The 20115-nt window shown below is 68.9% G+C and carries 15 protein-coding genes; 4 read left to right on the top strand and 11 right to left on the bottom strand.

Annotation, left to right across the window (positions count from 1 at the left end; translation table 11 throughout):
• The first annotated feature begins 11 nt into the window (after positions 1-11).
• Complete coding sequence (locus tag DL991_RS27530) at positions 12-1181, top strand: pyridoxal phosphate-dependent aminotransferase (RefSeq protein ID WP_125787244.1); 1170 nt, start codon at positions 12-14, stop codon at positions 1179-1181.
• 113 nt (positions 1182-1294) lie between these two features.
• On the opposite strand, the gene DL991_RS27525 is transcribed toward DL991_RS27530, so the two are convergent.
• The 9 genes from DL991_RS27525 to DL991_RS27485 form a co-directional block, all read right to left on the bottom strand.
• A complete protein-coding gene (locus tag DL991_RS27525) occupies positions 1295-1768 on the bottom strand; it encodes a DUF1801 domain-containing protein (protein WP_125787243.1) in 474 nt (157 codons plus the stop codon).
• Positions 1769-2508: 740 nt separating this feature from the next.
• Positions 2509-4164 carry an ABC transporter ATP-binding protein gene (locus DL991_RS27520; protein ID WP_125787242.1) on the bottom strand — a complete coding sequence of 552 codons (1656 nt, stop codon included), beginning with the start codon at positions 4162-4164 and terminating at the stop codon, positions 2509-2511.
• The gene (locus DL991_RS27515; protein WP_125787241.1) at positions 4161-5819 is read right to left on the bottom strand and encodes an ABC transporter ATP-binding protein/permease; all 1659 of its coding nucleotides are present in this window, start codon (positions 5817-5819) and stop codon (positions 4161-4163) included. Before DL991_RS27515 ends, DL991_RS27520 begins: the two co-directional genes overlap by 4 nt.
• Positions 5816-6814, bottom strand: coding sequence for an ABC transporter substrate-binding protein (locus DL991_RS27510; RefSeq protein WP_125787240.1), 999 nt, complete (start codon positions 6812-6814; stop codon positions 5816-5818). Before DL991_RS27510 ends, DL991_RS27515 begins: the two co-directional genes overlap by 4 nt.
• Positions 6807-7619, bottom strand: a complete 813-nt coding sequence (locus DL991_RS27505) for an ABC transporter ATP-binding protein (protein WP_125787239.1) — start codon at positions 7617-7619, stop codon at positions 6807-6809. The genes DL991_RS27510 and DL991_RS27505 overlap by 8 nt, the downstream gene beginning before the upstream one ends.
• Positions 7616-8731 carry an iron ABC transporter permease gene (locus tag DL991_RS27500; RefSeq protein WP_125787238.1) on the bottom strand — a complete coding sequence of 372 codons (1116 nt, stop codon included), beginning with the start codon at positions 8729-8731 and terminating at the stop codon, positions 7616-7618. The genes DL991_RS27505 and DL991_RS27500 overlap by 4 nt, the downstream gene beginning before the upstream one ends.
• A gap of 62 nt (positions 8732-8793) precedes the next feature.
• Positions 8794-9192 carry a hypothetical protein gene (locus tag DL991_RS27495; protein WP_125787237.1) on the bottom strand — a complete coding sequence of 133 codons (399 nt, stop codon included), beginning with the start codon at positions 9190-9192 and terminating at the stop codon, positions 8794-8796.
• A 904-nt stretch (positions 9193-10096) separates the two neighbouring features.
• Positions 10097-10312 (bottom strand): hypothetical protein, encoded by a 216-nt coding sequence (locus tag DL991_RS27490; RefSeq protein ID WP_125787236.1) that lies wholly within the window; start codon positions 10310-10312, stop codon positions 10097-10099.
• Between the two features lie 295 nt (positions 10313-10607).
• Positions 10608-11186: an Ltp family lipoprotein gene (locus tag DL991_RS27485; RefSeq protein ID WP_125787235.1), complete on the bottom strand. Its 579-nt coding sequence runs from the start codon at positions 11184-11186 to the stop codon at positions 10608-10610.
• A 549-nt stretch (positions 11187-11735) separates the two neighbouring features.
• Here DL991_RS27485 and DL991_RS44040 point away from each other — a divergent pair.
• Together DL991_RS44040 and DL991_RS27470 are read left to right on the top strand one after the other, a co-directional pair.
• The gene (locus DL991_RS44040; protein WP_370307841.1) at positions 11736-12236 is read left to right on the top strand and encodes a hypothetical protein; all 501 of its coding nucleotides are present in this window, start codon (positions 11736-11738) and stop codon (positions 12234-12236) included.
• Positions 12237-12346: 110 nt separating this feature from the next.
• Entirely contained in the window at positions 12347-12922 is a 576-nt protein-coding gene (locus tag DL991_RS27470; RefSeq protein WP_233599024.1) for a sigma-70 family RNA polymerase sigma factor, read from the top strand.
• Between the two features lie 11 nt (positions 12923-12933).
• Here DL991_RS27470 and DL991_RS27465 read toward each other — a convergent pair whose 3' ends face one another.
• Complete coding sequence (locus DL991_RS27465; RefSeq protein WP_125787234.1) at positions 12934-15345, bottom strand: NB-ARC domain-containing protein; 2412 nt, start codon at positions 15343-15345, stop codon at positions 12934-12936.
• A 152-nt stretch (positions 15346-15497) separates the two neighbouring features.
• Positions 15498-18794, bottom strand: a complete 3297-nt coding sequence (locus DL991_RS27460) for a right-handed parallel beta-helix repeat-containing protein (RefSeq protein WP_125787233.1) — start codon at positions 18792-18794, stop codon at positions 15498-15500.
• A gap of 171 nt (positions 18795-18965) precedes the next feature.
• Between DL991_RS27460 and DL991_RS27455 the strand changes: the two genes are divergently transcribed.
• Positions 18966-20063, top strand: coding sequence for a S8 family serine peptidase (locus tag DL991_RS27455; RefSeq protein WP_233599023.1), 1098 nt, complete (start codon positions 18966-18968; stop codon positions 20061-20063).
• Positions 20064-20115: the final 52 nt, after the last annotated feature.

Genomic DNA, 20115 nt, shown 5'->3' with positions numbered 1-20115 from the left:
GAGCGAGTCCAGTGTCCACTGTCCGAACCGCGTCGCCGATCCGTCCGTCGTCCCTTGTGGACAACGCGGCGCAGGCGCTGTCCATCAAGTACAACAACCTGGTCTACGAGCTGAGCGCGGCCGGGCAGGACATCATCACGCTCTCGCTCGGCGAGGCGTTCTTCGACCTGCCGCTGCCCCGGTTCGACGACCTGTCCGGGCACGGCCTGCATCACTACTCGCACTCCCGTGGGCTGCCGGAGCTACGGCAGCGGCTGGCCGGGTACTGGGCCGACTTCGACCTCCCCGTCGATCCGGACACCGAGATCGTCGTCACCGCGGGCTCGAAGGTGGCGATCTACATGGTGTTGCTGGCGCTGCTCGAGCCGGGGGACGAGGTGATCGTCCCGGAGCCGTTCTGGCTGAGCTACCCCGAGCAGGTACGGCTCTGCCGCGGCGTTCCGGTGCTGGTGCCGCACGACGTGAGCGTGTTCGACTTCGGCCGTTACGTCACACCGCGCACCAGGGCCATCGTGATCAACAATCCGAACAACCCGTCCGGCCGGGTGCACACCGACGCCGAGCTGGAGTTCGTGCACGATCTGGCGGACGCGCGTGGCCTGGTGGTGATCGCCGACGAGGCGTACCACGAGTTCGTGCCGGCGGAGACCCCGTTCCGGGCTTGCGGCTCGTTCGATCCGGAGCTGCGGCACACCGTCACGGTCAACTCGATGTCCAAGAACTACGGGGTTTCCGGCTGGCGTGTCGGCTACGTCATCGCGCATCGCACGCTGATCGATCAGGTACTGAAGATCAACCAGCACCTGATCACCTGCGCGCCGACGATCCTGTCCTGGTATCTCGCCGAACACTTCGACGACATCCTGGACATCACCCGCCCGCAGATCCGCCGCGTCGTGGACCTGCGCCGCGAGGTCGCGGGCCAGCTCGCGGACATCGGCATCGAGACCCTGCCCGGCTCGGCGACGTTCTACCTCTTCGCCTCCCTCGGCAGGTCCACTTTGGACTCGATGGAGTTCGCCACCAGGCTGTTGCGGGAAAGCGCGGTCAGCGTGGTGGCCGGCATCGCCTACGGTGAGTCGTGCGACCGGCACATCCGCATCTCCGTGGGCACGGAGTCGCCGTACCGGGTGGCAAGGGGCATCGCCGAGATCCGGAACCTGATCGACGCCACGAGCTGACCAGCGCATGACAGAATGACGAACTCGGGCGCGCGCGTTGGCGGATCGGCTTCGGGCGGGCGCCTACCCGGCCTGGTGTTCTTCCGCAGCGCCTTCCACCTCGCCGTCGCGGGTCAGGACGCGTTGACGCGGCCGTAGCGTAGTTCCAGTTCGCCGGTGGCGAGACCGTCCTGGACGTGGTGGAGGAGTGTGCCGAGGCCCGAGTCGTCAAGATCGTCGGCCTTCTTGAAGCGGACACAGTTCTGGCCGAGACTGACCTTGCCGAGTTCGCCCGCGTAGTCCTGCACGAGGTATCGGTCGTTCCGTATGGCGGAGACGTAGAGGCTGAGGTAGTTCTTCTGCAGTGCCAGTCCGATGACCGGCCAGTCGACGGGTTCGGCCGAGGACTTGACTTGATATTGGAACTTCCCGTAGCCGATCAAGCTCATTCCCATACCGGGCTTTCCCGCGCCGGTTCCGCCGAAGAACTCCCGTTTCAACTCCGGCGCCACGTTCCGGACAAGGCGGTCCACCGCTCGAAGGTCTGCTTCCCTGGCGGGATCCGCGGCGAAGTATTCCTTGAGATTGGACGCTGCCACTGTGAACATGGCGACCAAGCGTACTCGCGATATCGACCGGCCGAGTGAGGAATCACGCACAAGTACCTCCTTGGAGGGAATATCGCGGTTTGCTCGGCCCTGCCGTGAACCAGAAGGATTTGCGGATTTCGCATCGTCGACGGTCGAGTACTGCGATCTTGGTACCACTTCGCCCCTCGATGGTCCTGCGGCGCCCCGCGATCCGGGCGAATTCAGCCTGTGAGGCCGGGCGCGGGCTAAAGCAGCGATAGAAGGCGGTCTCGCCGGTCAGCCGGTTCAGGCGCATCAAGACCCGGCGGAGAGTTTCTGCCACGTCCGTTTCGAGAGCCGGTCTGCCGGCTCATCGACTCGGACGTGGTTGTCCGGTCCGGGAACACGGCGATCGCAGGCCACGGCCAGCACATAGGCCTGTTTCGGGGTCTCGAGGGGCACACAGCCCGGCGGCGACTACCTACCGGTCCGCGACGCCCCACCAGCCCAATGGGCCTTCATCTGGCGAACCGCCAACGTAACCCCGCAGATACGCGCATTTGCCGGATCAGCCCGCGACCACAACGCGCTTTTCTGCCCGGAGCTCCATGCGCCCGAAGCACCTGGGATATACGCGTCAAATCTGCCAAGCGAGGAGCTATTGATCCACCGCAGGCCTCGGTCACAGGCACGGACCCGTTGACCTTTTTAATAGATCCTGGCCCTCGCGTAACGGCAGGGGCCGAACTGGCCGAATTCGGCTGGTGCCCGCCAGCGGCTCACGATCCGACGCACCGACCTTCTCGCAGCTCGATCACGCGGTCGCAGCGGGCCAAGGTGGCGGGGCGGTGGGCGATGACGAGGACACCGATGTCGTTTCCGGCGGAGGCGAGTGCCGCGGCGATGGCTTCGTCGGCCTCGGGGTCGAGGTTGGCGGTGGCTTCGTCGAGAATGAGAATGCGCGGGTTCACCAGCAGGGCCCTGGCGACGGCGACTCGTGCTCGCTGGCCTCCGGACAGTCCGTCGCCGGTTTCGCCGACGACGGTGGCGAGCCCGGCGGGCAGTCCGGCTCCAGGGTCGAGGATCCCAGCCCGTCGCGCGGCCTCTTCTACTTCGGTGTCCTCGGCTTCAGGGTTCCCGAGCCGGATGTTGGTGGCGATCGTCCCGGTGAGGAGGCCGGGTTCCTGGGGAACGGAGCTGATCGCGCGGCGGAGGTCGTCGTCGGCCAGCTCGGCGAGGTCGACGCCGTCGAGGGTGATGGTGCCGGCGTCGGGGTCCCACATTCGGGTCGCGAGCAGCGCGCACGTGGTCTTGCCCGCACCGGACGGTCCGGTGAGGGCGACCCGTTCCCCTGGGTGGACGGTGAACGAAACGGCGCGCAGGACCGGCGGACCGTCGTCGCGGTAGCCGAAGGTCACGCGATCGAAGACGAGTCCGGTCGCGCGGTCACGGGACCGCAGGGGCCGGGGCATGCGGGCCTCGTGGACTGCTGGTGTCCGGTCGAGGACAGCGGTGATCCGGGTACCGGCGGCGCGCAGCGTGCCGACGTTGCGCAGCAGATCCGAGATCTGCGCGATCGGGCCGAGTGCCGCGATGGCCAGCACCATGGCGACCGGTGCGAGCGCGCGGTCGATCGTGTCGAGGTGCGTCGCGCAGACCGCGAGCGCGCCGATCGCGCTGAGTGCCAGAGCCGCGTCCATGGCAGCGCGTTCCAAGCCGACCCGGGAGCCGATCTTCGCCTGCGCCGAGGTCAGCGCGCTCGTCCGCTTCTCGAGCGCGGCGGTGCGACGGTGCAGAGCTCCCGCGCGGCTGAGTTCTCCGAGTCCGCGGACGGTGTCCACGAGTTCGGCGTTGAGCGTCGCGGCGGCCTCGGTGAGTTCGGCTCCCTGCCGCGCCCCCGCCCGGCCGGACACCCAGGGCAAGGCCGCGGTCACGACGACGAACGGGATCCACGCCAGCAGCAGCCATGGCGTGACCAGGAGCGACAGGGTCGCGGTGGCGGCGATCATCACGGCCGAGGTGAGTGCTTGGGCCGCGGTGTGGGCGTAGAGCCATTCGAGTCGGTCGATGTCGGCGAAGGCCACGGACGCGAGGTCACCGCTCCTGCGCGGACGCCGTCGGTCGGGCAGGCTCACGCGGAGCCGGTCGAACACCCGGGCACGCAAGGTGCCGATCAGCCGGTAGGCCAGATCGTGCGAGACCCAGGACTCGCGCCAGGTCATCGCTGCGGTCACGACGGCAAGTCCGCACAGGACGGTGGCGACGATGACCGGCGGCGCGCTGCCGGTCGCCGCGGCCCGACCGGCCAGCCATGTACCGAGCACGGTCGTCGCGAGCGTGCCGAGCTGGGCGGCGGCGTTGCTCACGACGGTCCAGGCGAAGATCGCCCGTTGCTCGGCGATGACCGGCAGCAGCCGCCGGAGGGATCCGCTCACGAGTGGACCACCTGCCCGGTGACGCGGCCGGACTCGATCGTGACGACCGTGCTGGCATCACGCAACGCGGTCTCCCGATGGGCGATCACGATCCTGGTGGTGTCGCCGTGGTACTCCGCGAGCCGGGTGAGGACGCGCTTCTCGGTGTCGACGTCCAGGGCGGAGGTGGCTTCGTCGAGCAGCAGCACAGGGGGCGCGGCGAGGACGGCCCTGGCGATGGCCAGACGTTGCCGCTGGCCGCCGGACAGCTGAACGCCGTTCTCCGTGAGCACCGTGGCGAAGCCCTGAGGGAGTGCCTCGACGAACTCGATCGCGTCCGCGACGTGGGCGGCGGCGCGGATCTCGTCGGGCGTGGCGGCGGGCCGGGCGAGGCGGAGGTTTTCTTCGACGGTGCCATGGAAAAGATAGGTGTGCTGGCCGACGACGCCGATGCTCGCACGCAGCGCGGCGAGGGTGTACTCGGCGACCGGGGTTCCGTCGAGCTCGATCGTCCCCTGTTGCGGATCGGCCTCCCGGACCAGAAGCCGGGCGATCGTGCTCTTCCCGGCGCCTGACGGGCCTACGATCCCCGTCGTGGCCCCCGGCGCGCATTCGAAGCTGATGCCGGAAACACCGGCGCCGTTCGGGTATCGATACCCGACCTGCCACAGCCGCAGTCGCGCCCCGCGTCGAGCGGGTTCGGTGCGGGTGCCGGTGTCGGTGACCTCCGGCCGAGCCCTCATGATCTCGTCGATTCCCTCGACCGCGCCCAGCCCTTGGTAGCCGAGGTGCCAGTGGGCGGACAGGTCGAGTACTGGACGGAAGCATTCCCTTGCGCACAACAGGAACAGGAACACCGACGCCGCGGGCGCCTGACCGCCGACGACCTCCGCGCACGCGACGAGGACCGTGGCCGCGAGGCCGAGGTGCAGTGCCAAGGCACTGACTCCCGCTTCCACCAGCGACACGCGCAACTGGGCCATCGTGACCCGGTGCAGGCGATCGCCGCGATGGGCGAGTGCCTCGCCCGCCCGGCGGCCGGCGCCGAAGAGCCGGAGGACACCGATCGACTGGGTCGCCTCCAGATAGTCGGCCGCGAGCTTTTCGTAGGCGCTCCAACGGGTTCGTCCCGTGCGGAGCAGCCGGGCGTCCCAGAAGCGGGGGACGGCCACGGCGCACAGGACCGCCGTCGCGAGGATCGCGGCCGCGGGGACGGACACGGTGAACAGCCATCCGGCGACGGCGGCCGGAACCAGACAGGTCACGAGCAGTTGTGGCAGGTAGCGGCTGTAGTAGGCGTCGAGGGCTTCGACCCCGTCGACGACCGTGTGCGTGATCGCCCCCGTGCGCTCTCCCCGCGTCCAGGCCGGTCCCAGCAGGGTGATGCGGCGCAGAAGTTCGCCGCGCAGCCTGGTGCGGATGGCGATGCCGAACCGGGCCGCGGTGACCTCCCGCGCCCACAACAGGACCGCGCGCACGCCGACGACGCCGGTCAATGCCGCGATCGCGGGTGTCACGGTGGTGAAGTCTGCGCCGCGGGTGAGATCGGTGAGGACGGCCGCCGTCAGGACGGCTCCGCCGACATAGCAGGCCGACACGAGCATCGACAGCACCGCGAGCAGCAGGACTGGAGCGATGACGACACCCGCCAGCTGCAGGAGCCTGCGATGGATCACCGGGTGAACGCGTCCGCGTGGAGCCGTTGCGCGATTTCCCGCACCACCGAGATGTTCCCGAGCGTGCCGGGATAGGTGTCGGCGGCGTCGATCGCGATCAAGCGCTGTTCGCGGACGGCGGTCATGGCGGGGAAGGTGCGGGTGAGGTAGTCGATGCTCGCCTGTTTCTGCGCGGCCCCGTTGACGGCGAACACGATCGCGTCGGGATTCTTCGCGGCGAGCGCCTCGGGGGTGATCTGTGCGGCGAAGAACTTGGCGAACTGCGGGTCCTTCGGTGAGAACACGTTGTCCCCGCCAGCCCTGCGGATGATGTCATACTCGATGCCGGCGCCGATCGCGGTGACGGTGGTGCCTTCCAGGAACACCTGGGCGACGGTGGGCTTGGGGCGGCCCGCGATGGCCTTGTCCACGGTGGCCAGATCCGCTCGGCCTTGATCGATCAGTGCCTTCGCCTTGTCCGGCACGGCGAAGATCCGGCCGAGATTTTCCAGGTCGGTGAAGAGATCCTCGACCGTGCCGTTCATGCGGCGTTCGGCGCAGCCGCCCGCGGCGACATAGGCGGCGACGCCGCTTTGCCTCAGTTGCTCCAGGCTGGCGAAACCCTTCTCGGCGGTGAATTCGTAGGTGGTGGGGGAGAAGACGAAGTCCGGCTTCGCGGAAAGGAGCTTCTCCCGGCTCGGCGGTCCGGACTCGCTCAGCACCGGGATGGTGGCGGCCTGTCCGGCCACGTCTTCCGGGAGCGGTGCGGTGGCGGTCTGTGCCTGGCCGACGAGCGAGCCCACGAGCCCCAGCCGCAGCAACAGTTCCGTCTGCGACGGGCTGAGTCCGACCGCGGCGTGGGGAACGGCCCCGACGGTGACATCCCGGCCACAGTTGGAGACGGTGACGGTCGTGCTCGCGTTGTTCGACGGCGCGGCCGGCGTGACCGAAGAGCCGCAACCCGCGATCAGCGACATGCCGATACCGAACGCGGCAAGGGACAGGGTTCTACGCATGGTTCTCATTTCCGGGTGTGCTGAGCGGTGAACGGGCATCCGCACGACTGCCGAAGACCAGCACCGGCCGACCGTCGCGTGGATGGATGAGCTGGTCGACGGCGACTCCGAACACGTCTTCCACGACGTGTGGGGCGAGGGCTTCGGCCGGTGTCCCGGTGGCGACGACGCGGCCGGCGTCGAGCACCGCGATGTCGTCGCAGTAGGTGGCGGCGAGGTTGAGGTCGTGCAGTGCGGCGACGATGGTGCGATCGAGTCCGGCCGCGATCCGCATGAGCTCCAGCTGGAAGGAGATGTCGAGGTGGTTGGTCGGTTCGTCGAGGACGAGGACGGGGGAGTCCGCCGCCAGCGCGCGGGCCAGCATCACCCGTTGCCGCTGTCCGCCCGAGAGCCGTCCGATGGGCCGGTCGGCGATGTCGGTCGCGCCGACCCGCTCGAGTGCGGTCCACGCGAGGTCGAGGTCGGCTTCGGTGTCTCGGCCGAATCCGCGTTGGAAGGGCACCCGGCCCAGGAGTACGACGTCGAGGACCGTCAGGTCGAACTCGGACGAGGTCTCCTGAGTCATCACCGCCACTGCCTTCGCGACCGTCCGCCTGCCGGTGCGCCAGACGTCGTGCTCGCCAAGCAGCACCCGGCCCGAGGACGGCGCGACGGCGCGGTAGAGCGTGCGTAGCAAGGTCGACTTGCCGCTGCCGTTCGGGCCGACGAGCCCGAGAAAACGGCCGGAGTGGACCTCGAAGTCCACCTCCCGTAGCACCTGGTTGCCGCCCAGCGTCACGCTGACGTCGTCGAATTGGACCTTCACCGGCCGAACCCCGCCCGCATAGCCGTGTCCCGGCGCATCAGCCACAGGAAGAACGGCGCGCCCACGACCGCGGTGAGGATTCCGATCGGTATTTCCCCAGGCGCCGCGACCGTGCGCGAGAGGAGGTCGGCGATCATGAGGAACACGGCGCCGCCGAGTACCGCCACCGGCAGCATCCGGCGATGGTCCGAGCCGACGAGGATCCGGGCCACGTGCGGGATCACGAGGCCGACGAAGCCGATGCCTCCACTGACCGACACGATCGACCCGGTCAGGAGGGCGGCGGTCACGAGGAGCACGGCACGGAGCCGGTTCACGTCGACTCCCAGCGCGGTCGCGGACTCGTCGCCGCTCAGCAGCGCGTTCATGGCCCTGGTCCGCAGTCCGACGACGACACAGGCGGCCGCGAATGCCACCGCGGGCACGGCCAAGGAAGTCATCGAGGCGGCGGAAACGCTGCCGAGCAAGAAGAACAGGACGCTGAAGACGTTCTGTGCCTCGGTGGTCAGCGTCAGATAGCTCGTGATCGCGCTGAACAGGGAACCGAGGGCGACACCGGAAAGGATCATCCTGGTCGGCGACAGGATGCCGCGATGCCGGGCGACCAGGGCGACGCACACACTGGCCACCAGAGCGCCGGCGAAGGCCGCCGCGCCCAGCGGGAGCCCGCCCACGGCGGCCGTGCCGAACGTGATCACGAGGACCGCGCCGACACCCGCGCCGGACGACACGCCGAGCAGGTAGGGCTCGGCGAGCGGGTTGCGCACGATCACCTGCATGATCGCCCCGGCCAGCGCCAGTCCCGCTCCAGCGAGCCCCGCCAGCAGCGCGCGGGGAAGCCGGAACTGCCACACCGCCTGGTCCTGCAGCACGGTCAGGCTGCCGTCCGACATCCACGCCACGTCCGGCACGAGATGCCCGATCACGATCCGCGCCGCGTCCGCGAGCCCGACCTCGACCGTCCCCACCGAGCCGGAAACCACCAGCATCACGAGGATCGCGAGGGCAAGGATCGCGACCGTCACGCGGTGCGGAAGCCGTGACCGGGAAAGTGTCGCCTGCCTGCCGCCGACGTCCGAGGACGACACGGACAGGCGCGAACGAACAACCATGGGGGACGCCGATCGATCTGGGTGGTGGGGAACCACAGCCTAGCTGCACTCGATAATCGTTATCAACTGCCTTCGATCCGGACCATGCCGAGCGCGCGCCCGATCCAAGACCTGGTTGCCACGTCGTGCAGCATCCCGCCGAGCGCGGGGTCGAGGATGGCTCCCGCCTTACCTCGGGGGACGGTAAGTCCCGGACGTCGGAGCCCGCACGGGCTGGTCGTCCTCAAGTCCCGCGTGGACGTCCCCGAGGAGATCCTGAGGGCTGAACTGATCGCGGCGCGCCACTGGAGACCCGGCGGGGCAAGATCCTCAACGCCGATCTCGCCAAACGTCGAAACGATCCGGCCGGCCGATGTCTCGACAGCTTCCGGGTCGGTGACGTCGACCAGGAAAGGGGCGGCGGTGCCACCGTTCTTGCGGAATTCTTCGGCGGAACGGCCGGCTCCGCCCGTCACCACCACGACTTGATCAGTAAACCGTTTCACAGTCACTCCGTTGGTGGTTTGTTCGAGAGTGCTACGTGCGCGTTGTGAAATCACGTGAACTCTGAAACGTTCTCGTCAGGAATTCGACGTACGGACGACGTCGGGTGAACCGTCGCCATTCATGTCACCCATGACTTCGGCGTTGTGGGCCTGGGTGAGCTGGTGCAAGCTGAAGACTCCGCTGGGCACAGACCTCTCGACGGAGTGGAACGCTGATCTGCGGTTGGAAGGATGTGTCGGCGGCCCTCATCGCGAACCGTGGACGTCCGTTCGGTGGAGAGCGGCTGGCGCGGCAGCCGGCACCGCCGGGTGCCGGGGAGGCGCAGTGGTGGTCCGTTCGTACGGTGCTTCCGCAGCGGCAGGGCGTCGGTGTCGCCGGGGTTCGGCCACAACGCCATCGCCCGCTCCGCCTGTGCAGCGATGGTCAACGAGCGGTTGACGCCGAGGCTCGCCGAGAGGGAAGACGGTCCACTATGGAACTGCTCAGAGGGTTCCTGGGCCGTTTCGCGATCGGTCGCTACCAGGCGTCTCCCTGTTCTGGGTGGTCGACGCTGAAAGATCTGTCAGTGGGAAACGTCCGCTGCAGGGACATGAGCCTGATGTCCCACGGCAGCCTCCGGTATCTGGCCCGATAGTGCGCAGGGACCGGTTGGGCGCAAATGTCGGCACATGCTGGCGACGTCTCGGCTGGCCAGGCGTTCTTGGCCCAGTATGAGACGCTGCTCAAGTCGTACCACTCGACCAACTTGCACCGGGCCTCCTCTGCGGCCTGTCAATCTTTCAGCGTTCGAGATGCTGCTCGATTCGGCTACGGCTAGCTGTGAACCGGTGGCCCCAAACGGCGTTTGGGGCCACCGGTTCACCTTCGTACATGTAGAAGTCAGCCGCGCTGGCCGGCCCACCACTTCTGGCCGGCTTCGGGAAGGGTGGAGATCGGGTCGTAGTACGGGTACTTGCGCTGCAAGGCCTCGGGGTCTTCGTGCTCGATCCCGGTGCGGTAGTTCTTGGTCCAGTAGGCAGCCTGGGTCGCGACGGGCTTGCTGGTAGGCGCGCTGTCCGCTGCGAGGGAAGTGGAGGAAGGAGTGTTCGTCGTCATCGGTGTGGAGGTTGGTGACGGCGAGCATGAAGTGATTCACGGCTTCGCCAGCGGCGAGGCTATTGAGGGCGATCACGCCGGGTGCTGGGACCTCGTCGAGGTAGCGAGCTTCCTCTTGGACCTTGCCTGGGAGCATGTCCGACGCCAGTGCGGTCGGGTTGATGAGGCTGTTGCATCACATGCAGCTGCTTGCTGGGATGAGTCGCCGGACGGCTACGTGGATTCGGCCGATCTTTCCGGCGACAGGTGCGGCGCGAGGGGAGCGGAGTGTTCGGCGATGTTCACAGGTGGGGCCTCATTTGCAAGCCTTCGTCTGGTGTGCGCCGAACTTGGCCTGGGGGTTGGTGAATTGCCCGCCGTACCTCGATGACAGCTGCTGGATCAGGCCGGTGCACGAGAACGAGGTGTAGTCCAGGTAGGACTGTGCCGATTTGGCTGCCTGCGCGTTCCAGTCGACACTCAGGCTGTCCACCGCCTGGGTGGCGACGTTCTTCGGGTAGCTGTCGCCGTACTTCGAGGACAGCTGATCGATCAAGCCGTTTCGCGAGAAAGCGCTGTAGCCGAGATACGACTCCGCGGACCCGCGGGCCTGCTCGACCTGGGGCGGGTACTGCGGAGCCTCGCTGGCTGGACTGGGCTTGACCTGGGGCTGCGGAGCTTCGCTGGTCGGGCTGGACTTGAGCAGTTGCCCGTTGATGCATGACTGTCCGGTCTGCAGTGGAGGGCACGACGCTTGCGGCGTGTAGCTGGGTGTCGAAGCAGGGGCGGGAGTCAAGCCGCCGACACCGAGATCGCCGGTGTCACGACCGGAACAGGCGGTGAGGGTGACCGCTGCCGCGGCCGCTGCGGCGAAGAGGGTGACGCCCTTGATCATGAGGATGCTCCTTGGCACGAGGTGATTTGTAGTCGTGTGTGGTGTTCTGTGCGTTACTCCGGTCATGTCTGTCCTCGAGACGCGGGCCTTGTCATGCCAACCGTGTAAGCCAGGGGATGGACCAAGATCGGGTCGCCGGCGGCGAGGATCTGGGCGGGGTCAGGCGTCATGATCCAAACCCGCTACGTCGCGGTAGTGCTCGGCCAGGCGACGGTCGTGCCGGGGTGGACGAGGAGTAGCTGGCCCTCTGTCCTGGGGGCCGGGTGAGAAGCCGAGGTCTGCAACTGGTCAAGTGACAGGCCTGGTTGCTCGCTAATTGCGTCGGCGGTTCAGTCCTGCCGTCTTGATGCGGCGGCCCGTCCAGTCGTCGGCGCGCTTGGCGGACGAGCGAGTCAAGAGGGTCGATTCCGTAGTGCCGCTCGACGGCTGCCGCCAGCTCAACACTGACTTGCATCTGGCCATGGAGGATCTTGCCCATCAAAGACTTGTCGTATCCGAGTGAGACCGCGAAGTCACACTGGCTAAGACCAGTGTCGGCGATGACGGGCGGTGTGGTGGCTGCTGGCCACCGTGCTCGTCATCGAACTCATGGACCTGCTCGACTCGACCATCGTCACTGTGGCGGGCCCGTCGCTGGAACGGTCCCTGGGCACGAGCCCGGTCGGGCTGCAGTGGGTGATCGGTGGCTACGCCCTGACCCTCGGCGCGGGCCTCGTGCTCGGCGGACGGCACGGTGACCGCTACGGACGCCGTCCGATAGCAAGCCGGGCTGGAGCAGCGGAAAATCCCCGCACGGCACGAGTTCCTGCACCGTCAGTCCGATCATGGCGAGGCGTTCCGTTCCTACGAGGCGATCTGCGGCCCTACGTCGCACAGGCCCAGAACGTTCCCTTGATCGCGCCCCGGCTGGCCGCTCCGAGAACCCGCGCCGGGATCCGGCTGCTGGCCACTCTCGCCGGTGTCGCCGCGCGACCCTGGGTCGGCCGTATCGCCGCCCGCTTCACCAATCCGCCCTCGGACGCCATCGACCTGCCGGCCTACGCCGGGTGAGACCGGAAGAACAGCCCGCCTGCCACTTCTGCCGGTCCTTCCGCATGGTCGCCGCACGGTCCCGAGGGTGGAATTGAGCCATCGAAGCCGTCAACCGCAAGGAGGTCAGCGTGGCACGCCACCGCATCACCGAGGTGACCGCGCTGGCAGGCCGGGCACCGTCGTCGGCCGTCGGCAACGCCTTTCTTGCGTCGCTGCACGCCGAGCACCGGGATCATCTGCTGCGGTTCACCCGCCGCCTGCTGCCCACCGACCCGCACCGGGCCGAGGACGTCGTGCAGGAATGCCTGTTCCGCGCCTGGCGGAACAGGGAGACGCTCGCGGAAAAGGGCGGTTCGGTCCGCGCCTGGCTGTTCACGGTCGCTCGCAACCTCATCGTCGACTGGGCCCGCCGCGACACCGCCCGTCCGGTGGTGTTCGGTGACGACGACTTCGATCTGCTGCCGGGCGGCACCGACTTCGCCGACGAGGTCGTCGAGCGGTGCGTCGTCGAAGAAGGGCTGGCCCAGCTGACGCCGATGCAGCGCGAAGCCCTCGAACAGGTCTACCGGTACGACCGCACCCGGCAACGGGCGGCGGTGAGCATCGGTGTGCCGGTCGGCACGGTCAAATCACGGGTGCACCACGCGCGGATCGCGATGACGGAGGTGCTGGCCTGCAACGGAGTCACGGCCGCCGGGTGGTGACCCGGACGGGCTCAGGTCGATTCCCGGACCTCGACGCCGAGGGTGGTGGCCAGTTTCCGGGCCAGGCTCCGGGCATGAGGAGTTTCGTACCGGGAGCATTCGGCGAGGGCGCGCACTCGGTGCCGGTGGGCTTCCTCCGGCCGGGCACCGGCGTCGGCGAGTTCGGCGAGTTCGGCCATGATCTCGATCTTCGTTTCGGGCTGGCGCTCTTCGGCAAGAGCGGACAGCAGCTGTTCTTCGGCCTCCTCCAGACGTCCGGCCCTCGACAGCACCCGCCCGCGAAGTGTCTGCACCCGCGCCACCCCGAACGTCGCGTCGTGCCTGCGGAACAACGCCTCGGCCTCGTCGAGCAGGCCCAGCGCGCCCGTGACGTCCCCGCTCGCCGCCAGGCTGTCGGCGAGCCTGGTCAGCACCATGGACAGCAGTTCGTCGTTGCCGGCCGCGATGGCCGAACCCCGGTAGTGGGCCTCGCTCTGCCGTTGCACGGCCACGGCTTCGTCGAACTCGCCGAGGGTGTGCAGCATGCTGCCCAGCAAGGACAGCGCCAGAGAACGACCGTTCGGATAGCCGGCCTGCTCGAACAGTTCCACCGCGCGCCTGCCGATTCGCGCGGCCTCGCGGGGCGAACCGAGCCGCCGGGTGATGGCCGACCCGTAGTACAGCGACCACGCCTCCGTCACGACGTCGCCCGCTTCGCCTGCCGCCGCCACCGCGAGCTTATGCGCCGCCAGTGCCTCACGCGGCTCGCCACAAAGCGCGTAGAGCGCCCATGACACGTAGTTCAGTTGCTCGGCGGCGGATTTGACGTCACCGAGGGCCTGCGCCGCCGCCGCGCCCGCCCGGAACACCTCGCGCCACAGAACGCCGGTGCCACGCAGATCCGAGTACCAGTGCATCGCCTCGGCCAGCTCGAGGATCCGGCGGTGCTCACCCCGAGCCACGGCCGCACGCAGCGCGCCACGCCAGTGGGTCTGCTCCCGCGCCAGCCACCGTGCCGCGGAATCCCGGTCGCGCACCGGATCGGGCCCGTCGACCGCGATCGTCACCTCCGGCCGGTCGTGGTCGAAGAACTGCGCGGCCTTCGTCGCGACCGTGAGCAGCCAGTTCCGCACACGTTCTCCGGCGGCGTGCACATCCTCGGTCCGCTCCGCGGTTTCGAGCCGCTCCATGGCGTAGACGCGCAGCAGGTCGTGGCTGGTGTACCGGCCAGGCGTGCCGCTGAAGCCGAGAAGGCTGGCTTCGGCGAGTTTTTCCAGCGCAGACTCCGCTTCGTCCGCCGAGTGCCCGGAAGCCACCGCGGCGAGTTCGACGGAGGTGTCCGGACCGGGCACCAGCGCCAGCCGTCGGAACACCAGGGCGACGGCGGGAGTCAAGTGGTGGTAGGAAAGTTCGAAGGCGGCGCGCACCTGGAGGTCGCCCGCGGTGAGTACGGACAGCCTCCGCCGTTCGTTCTCCAGCTGGTCGGCCAGATGCGCGATCGTCCACTGTGCCCGGCTGGCCAGCCGGTTGCCCGCGATGAGCAACGCGAGCGGCACCCCGCCGCAGAGCTGCGCCACCCGCCGCGCCGCGTCCGGTTCGGTGTTCAGGCGGCGCGTTCCGGCGATCACGCGGAGCAGTTCCACCGACTCGTCTTCCGACAGCGAGCCGAGCGAGATCCGGTGCCGCGCGTCGAGGCCCGCCATGGTGTTCCGGCTCGTCACCAGCACCATCGATCCGGGACTGGTGGCCAGCAGCGGCCGCACCTGGGCCTCGTTGGCGGCGTTGTCGAGGATCAGCAGCACGTCGCGGTCGTGCAGCAGGGAGCGGTAGAGGGCGAGGCGGTCTTCGGGATCGTTGGGGAGCCGGCGTTCGTCCACCCCGAACCCGCGCAAAAGCCGGTGGACCGCGCGTTCCGGGGTGAGCGGTTCGAGATCCATGCCGCGCAGGTCGAGGAACAGGCAGCCGTCACCGAAATGCCGGGTGAGCCGGTGCCCGGCGTCCATGGCGAGCGCGGTCTTGCCCGAGCCCGGCAGGCCGTGGATCACCGCGACCTGCAGCCGGGATGACGACTCGGCGGCCCGCGCGACGTCGTCGAGGATCCGCTGTTCGGCTTCCCGGCCGGTCAGTTCGGTGAGGTTGGGCGGCAGGGCGGCGACGATGGCAGCCTGCGGAGTTTCGGGCGGAGCGGGTTCGTCCTCGCGCTCCGGCGCCGCCCGGCGCCCGGAGCGGGCGAGATCGGCGAAGTCGGCGGCTTCCTCGCCGGTCAGGCCGAGGCCGTCGACCAGCAGTTCCGCGGTGCGCCGCTGCGGGTTGCGGACCCGTCCGCGTTCCATGTCGCTGATACTGCGCACGCTGATCCCGGTCCGCTCGGCCAGCTCTTCCTGGGTCATCGGGATGCGCAACCGGTAGAAACGCAGGAAGTCACCGAACGCGGTCGTACCCACGCGGCCAAACTCCTCTCAGCGACGGGCGTGCCGAACACCGGTGATCCTGCCATGGCCCGGTGTCCTGGTTTCGAGCCGAATGGGCACCCGAAACGACAACGGCCCCGGCCCCGCGTCGGGAGACGGGGCCGGGGCCGGGGGCCGAAACCGGATCAGGGCAGGTCGGCAGGGGACAGCAGGCGGAGGTCGGCGACGGTGGGCGCGCCCGTCGTGCTGAGCCGTCCGGCTTGGCGGGTCATCATGATCTCCATCACCTGCCGGGCGTAGCGCGCGTTGCCGAACGATACGCCGCGTTCCACGGCCGCAAAATGCTTCCGCAGCGCGATGACGGTCTCCGGCGCGCACTCGTAGCCGTTCGTCGTCGCCATCCGGTGCACGATGGTGACGAGATCGTCGGTCGTGTAGTTCTCGAACTCGATATGCCGGGAGAACCGGGAGGCGAGACCGGTGTTGGAGGAGAGGAACATCCGCATCTCCGCCGAGTAGCCGGCGACGATCACCACCGTGTCGTCGCGGTGGTCTTCCATCAGTTTGACCAGGGTGTCGACGGCCTCCTGCCCGAAGTCGCCGCCCGTGGCACCCTGCGGCGTGAGGGCGTAGGCCTCGTCGATGAACAGCACGCCGCCGCGCGCGGTTTCGAACGCCTCCCTGGTCAGATGCGCGGTGTGCCCGACGTAGCGGCCGACCAGGTCGGCGCGCGCGACCTCGACCAGATGGCCTTTGCGCAGCACGCCCAGCGCGGCGAGTAGTTCGCCGTAGAGCCTGGCCACGGTGGTCTTGCCGGTACCGGGCGCGCCGGCGAACACCAGGTGATTGCTGATCGCGGGGACCGGCAGGCCCGCCTGCCGTCGTTGCCGGGCGGTGGAGATCAGGTTCACCAGGTCGTTGATCGCATCCTTCACCCCGGCCAGGCCGATCATCGAATCCAGCCGTGTCCGCAACGTGGTCAGCGCGTCGTCGTCGCCCTGCTGGGCGCCGGCCGCCACCCCGCCTGGTACGTCGGCGGGGAGCAGGAGCGAAAGGCTCTGGTCGTCCGCCTCCGGTTCGCTCGCGAGGCGGAACGCCTGCTGGTCCACCATCTCCTCGAACACCTTGCGCGCGGTCCGCCCGTTGCCGAAGTCGTCGCCGCGTTCCATCTGTCCGAAATGGACGGACAGGGCGTTCCTGGTGTCCTCGGGCACCTGGTACTGGTGCGCGGTGCACATCCGCTCGACGATCGTCACCAGTTCGTCGTTGGCGTAGTTCTCGAACTCGATGGTCCGCGTGAAGCGCGACGCGAGCCCCGGGTTGGACTGCAGGAACGCGGTCATCTCCTGCGAATAGCCGGCGGCGACCACCACGAGGTCGTCGCGGTGGTCTTCCATCAGTTTGACCAGGGTGTCGACGGCCTCCCGGCCGAAATCCGGTCCGCTGCCCTTACCCTGCGCCGTCAAGGTGTACGCCTCGTCGATGAACAGCACGCCACCCAGTGCCTTGGTGAAGGTCTCGGTGGTCTTGATCGCCGTGCCGCCGACGATCTGGGCGACCAGATCGGCCCTGGCCACCTCGACGAGATGGCCTTCGCGCAGCACTCCCAGTTCGGCGAGGATGCTGCCGTAGAGCCGGGCGACGGTCGTCTTTCCGGTACCGGGCGGCCCGGCGAAGATCAGATGCCTGCTGGTCGGCGGCGCGACCATACCCGCCTGCTCGCGTCTGCGCGCCATCTTGTTCAGGTTCACCAGCGTCTTCACCTGATGTTTGACGCCGCTGAGACCGACCAGCGCCTCCAGTTTCGCGAGCGGCGCGCCGTCGTCTTCGGCCTGGTGCGGTGCGGTGCCGTCCACGTCGGTCTCGGCGACCTCGGCCGTGCTCGCGGTGCTGCCGTCGATATCCGGGGTGCCGTTGGCGTTGCTGGTCAGGTTTTCCACCGACAGCCGGGCGCTGGGCACGGTGACGCGCAGGCCGCCGCCGGTGTTGTCGGACGCGGTGCAGTCCACGACGCTCACCGCGTCGGCCGACTCGATCCGCACGCCGTCCCGGCGATTGCCGCTGACGTCGTCGGCCGTCAGCTTCGCCCGCGCGCCGGCGTCCACCTGGACGCCGTGGCCCCGGGAGCGCCGGACCGTGGATCGGGACAGCATCAGCTCTCCGCCGTCGCGTACTGTCACGCCGTTCTCACCGGCCTCGACGATCTCGCAGTCCCGGAGCGAGCCGACGCCGCCCGGCCCGATCAGCACCCCGGACTGTCCCGGCTGGAACACCCGAAGTGTGCTGACATAAGGACTTCCGCCTTCGGAGATGCTGAGCCCGGCCTGACCGGCGTCGCGGACCTCGCAGTCCTCCAGCCGGCCGCGGCCGTTGCCGGTGACCTCGATGCCGTTGCCCCGGCAGCCGTTCAGCGTCGCCCGGCGAAGGAGCGGGTTGGCCGCCGCCTCCACCAGGACGCCGTTGCCCGCGACGTCATGGATCTCCAGCCTGTCGAACTCGGCCGTCGCGCCGTCGGTGACCAGCAGCCCCACCGACGAACCACCGCGGACCACCGTGCGGCTGAACGACGGGCCGCTCGCCTCGTCGATATGGATATCCGCGCCGGTCGCGTCGGCCACCTCGCAGTCCTCGAAGGACCCGCGGGACCGTCCGGTGACCCGCACGCCGACACCGCCGGTCTTGGCCGTGCGGCAACGGCGCAGCACGGGATCGGCGCCGTCGGCCACGGTGATCCCGTCGCCGGTGGTGTTGGTGATCCGGCATTCCTCGAGCACCGGTGAGGAGTGGGTGCTGACGAAGACGCCGCTCGCGCTGTCCCGGACGGTGGTGTCGAGCACCTTCGTCGCGCTGTCCTCTTCGAGCGCGATCCCCGGCCGTCCGGTCGCGGAGATGTCGCAATGCTGGATGGTGCCCTGGGCCTGGCCGTTCGCGCAGACGCCGTTGCCCTTGGCGTGCCGAAGGGTGCAGTCCCGCACCGTCGGGTTGCCGCGTTCGGCGATCACCACGGCGGAGGTCTGCACGTGTTCGACGACGCAGTCTTCGATCATGCTGGGAGCGGGCGAGGTGACCACGATCCCCGCGCCGCCGGGGTTGGTCACCCGGCAGCCGCGCATCGCCAGCGAACCCGAATTGCGGGCCAGCACGGCGGTCCAGGCGGCGCCGATGATCTCGCAGTCCTCCACCGCGGCCTGGCCGCGCGAGATGTCGACCGCGGGCAGTTCCTCATGCTGACCGCGCAGCACCAGCCCGGTGAGTTTCACCGCCTCGGCGGCCAGTTGCAGCGCGCTGCCCTGCCGCGAAACGATCTCGACACTGCCGCGTGCGTCGCTCGCCGCGATGGTGACGACCTTCGTCACCACCAGCGATTCGTCATAGCGGCCGGGAAGCACGGAGATCACCGTTCCGTTGCGCGCGTCCTGCAGCGCTGCCGAAATGGTGCGATACCCCTGATCGCGGTCCACTGTGAGCACGTGCCGTGACACGAGCGCTCCCCTCGTCGTTCTGCGGGCGGAACCTTCGGCTCCACCATGGACAACGCAGTGGATGCCCGATTGGGTTCACTGATGGGGGAATCTGCCGGTCCTTCTTCCTGTTCGTTCCCCGGCGGTGCGTGCTGGACTGGGACGATGAGGCGACCTCTGGCCGTGGCGTGCGTGACACTCACCCTTCTGGCGAACGGTGGTTTGGCGGCCGCGCAGGACACCGAGCTGCCGCAGATCCCGCAGGCGTTGAAGGCCGGGCAGCCGTGCACCGCCCCGTCGGGCAAGAAGGTCCCCTCGGTGCCGTGGCAGCTGCCTTATCTCGGCGCGGACCGGCTTTGGGCGCTGTCGACCGGTGAAGGCGTGACTGTCGCGGTGGTGGACACCGGGGTCGACGGGTCGGTCCTGCCGATCCAGCCGGTCGGTGACGCCGGTACCGACTGTGTCGGGCACGGCACTGTCGTCGCGAGCCTGATCGCCTTGCCTCTGGCGGACGGTGCCAAGGTTTCCGGGCTCGCACCCGAGGCGCGGGTGCTCGCGGTGCGCGGTACGGACAAGGCAGGCGCGGCGACCGCGGCCAGTATCGCGGGCGCCCTCGACGGTGCGGTCGCGGCCGGTGCGCGGATCATCTGCGTCGCGACGGCCGTCACCGAGGCGGATCCGGCGCTACGGCAGGCTGTCGACCGGGCCGTCGCGGCGGGCGCGCTGATCGTGGCGGCGGCGGGCCGCGACGTGACCACCGCGCGCGACGTCCCACCGGGCCCGTACTACCCGGCGGCGTTCCCCGGCGTACTCGCGGTGACCGCCATCGGCCCGGACGGGAAACCGGCCGCCAAGGCCGCACCCGTCCCCGGATCTCTTGCCGCACCGGGAAATCTCGTGGTGGGCAAGGGACCCGGCGGTGGCCCGTTCGTCGGTGCCGGACCCGCGTTCGCCGCCGCACACGTGGCGGCCGCGGCGGCGCTGATCCGGTCGTACCGGCCCGAGTCGACGGCGGCCGACATCACCCGGCGGTTGCGGGAAACCGCCTACCCGCAGGCAGGGGTGACCGTGCTCGACCCGCTCGCGGCGTTGACGTCGGTCGCGACGGCCGGTGGCCCGGCCGCCGCCCGACGTGAGCCTTTGGTGGTGATGCCGGCGTCGGACCTCGCGAGCGCCAGGCAGGCGGCCTGGCTGGTGGTGGCCGTCGTCGTGGTGGCCGTCGCTCTGCTGGGCGCGGCCGCTTTCGTGATTCCGCGAGGACGGCGACGGGGATGGCGCGCCGGTCGTTAGCGCCGGTTCGGGTTCTCCGGAGTCCGTGAAGGCCTCCTTAAGGGATTCTGAG

The sequence above is a fragment of the Amycolatopsis sp. WAC 01375 genome (assembly GCF_003947325.1).
GTDB lineage: Bacteria > Actinomycetota > Actinomycetes > Mycobacteriales > Pseudonocardiaceae > Amycolatopsis.
The sequence above is the reverse complement of the archived record's forward strand: the minus strand, read 5'-3'. Positions and strand labels throughout refer to the sequence as shown.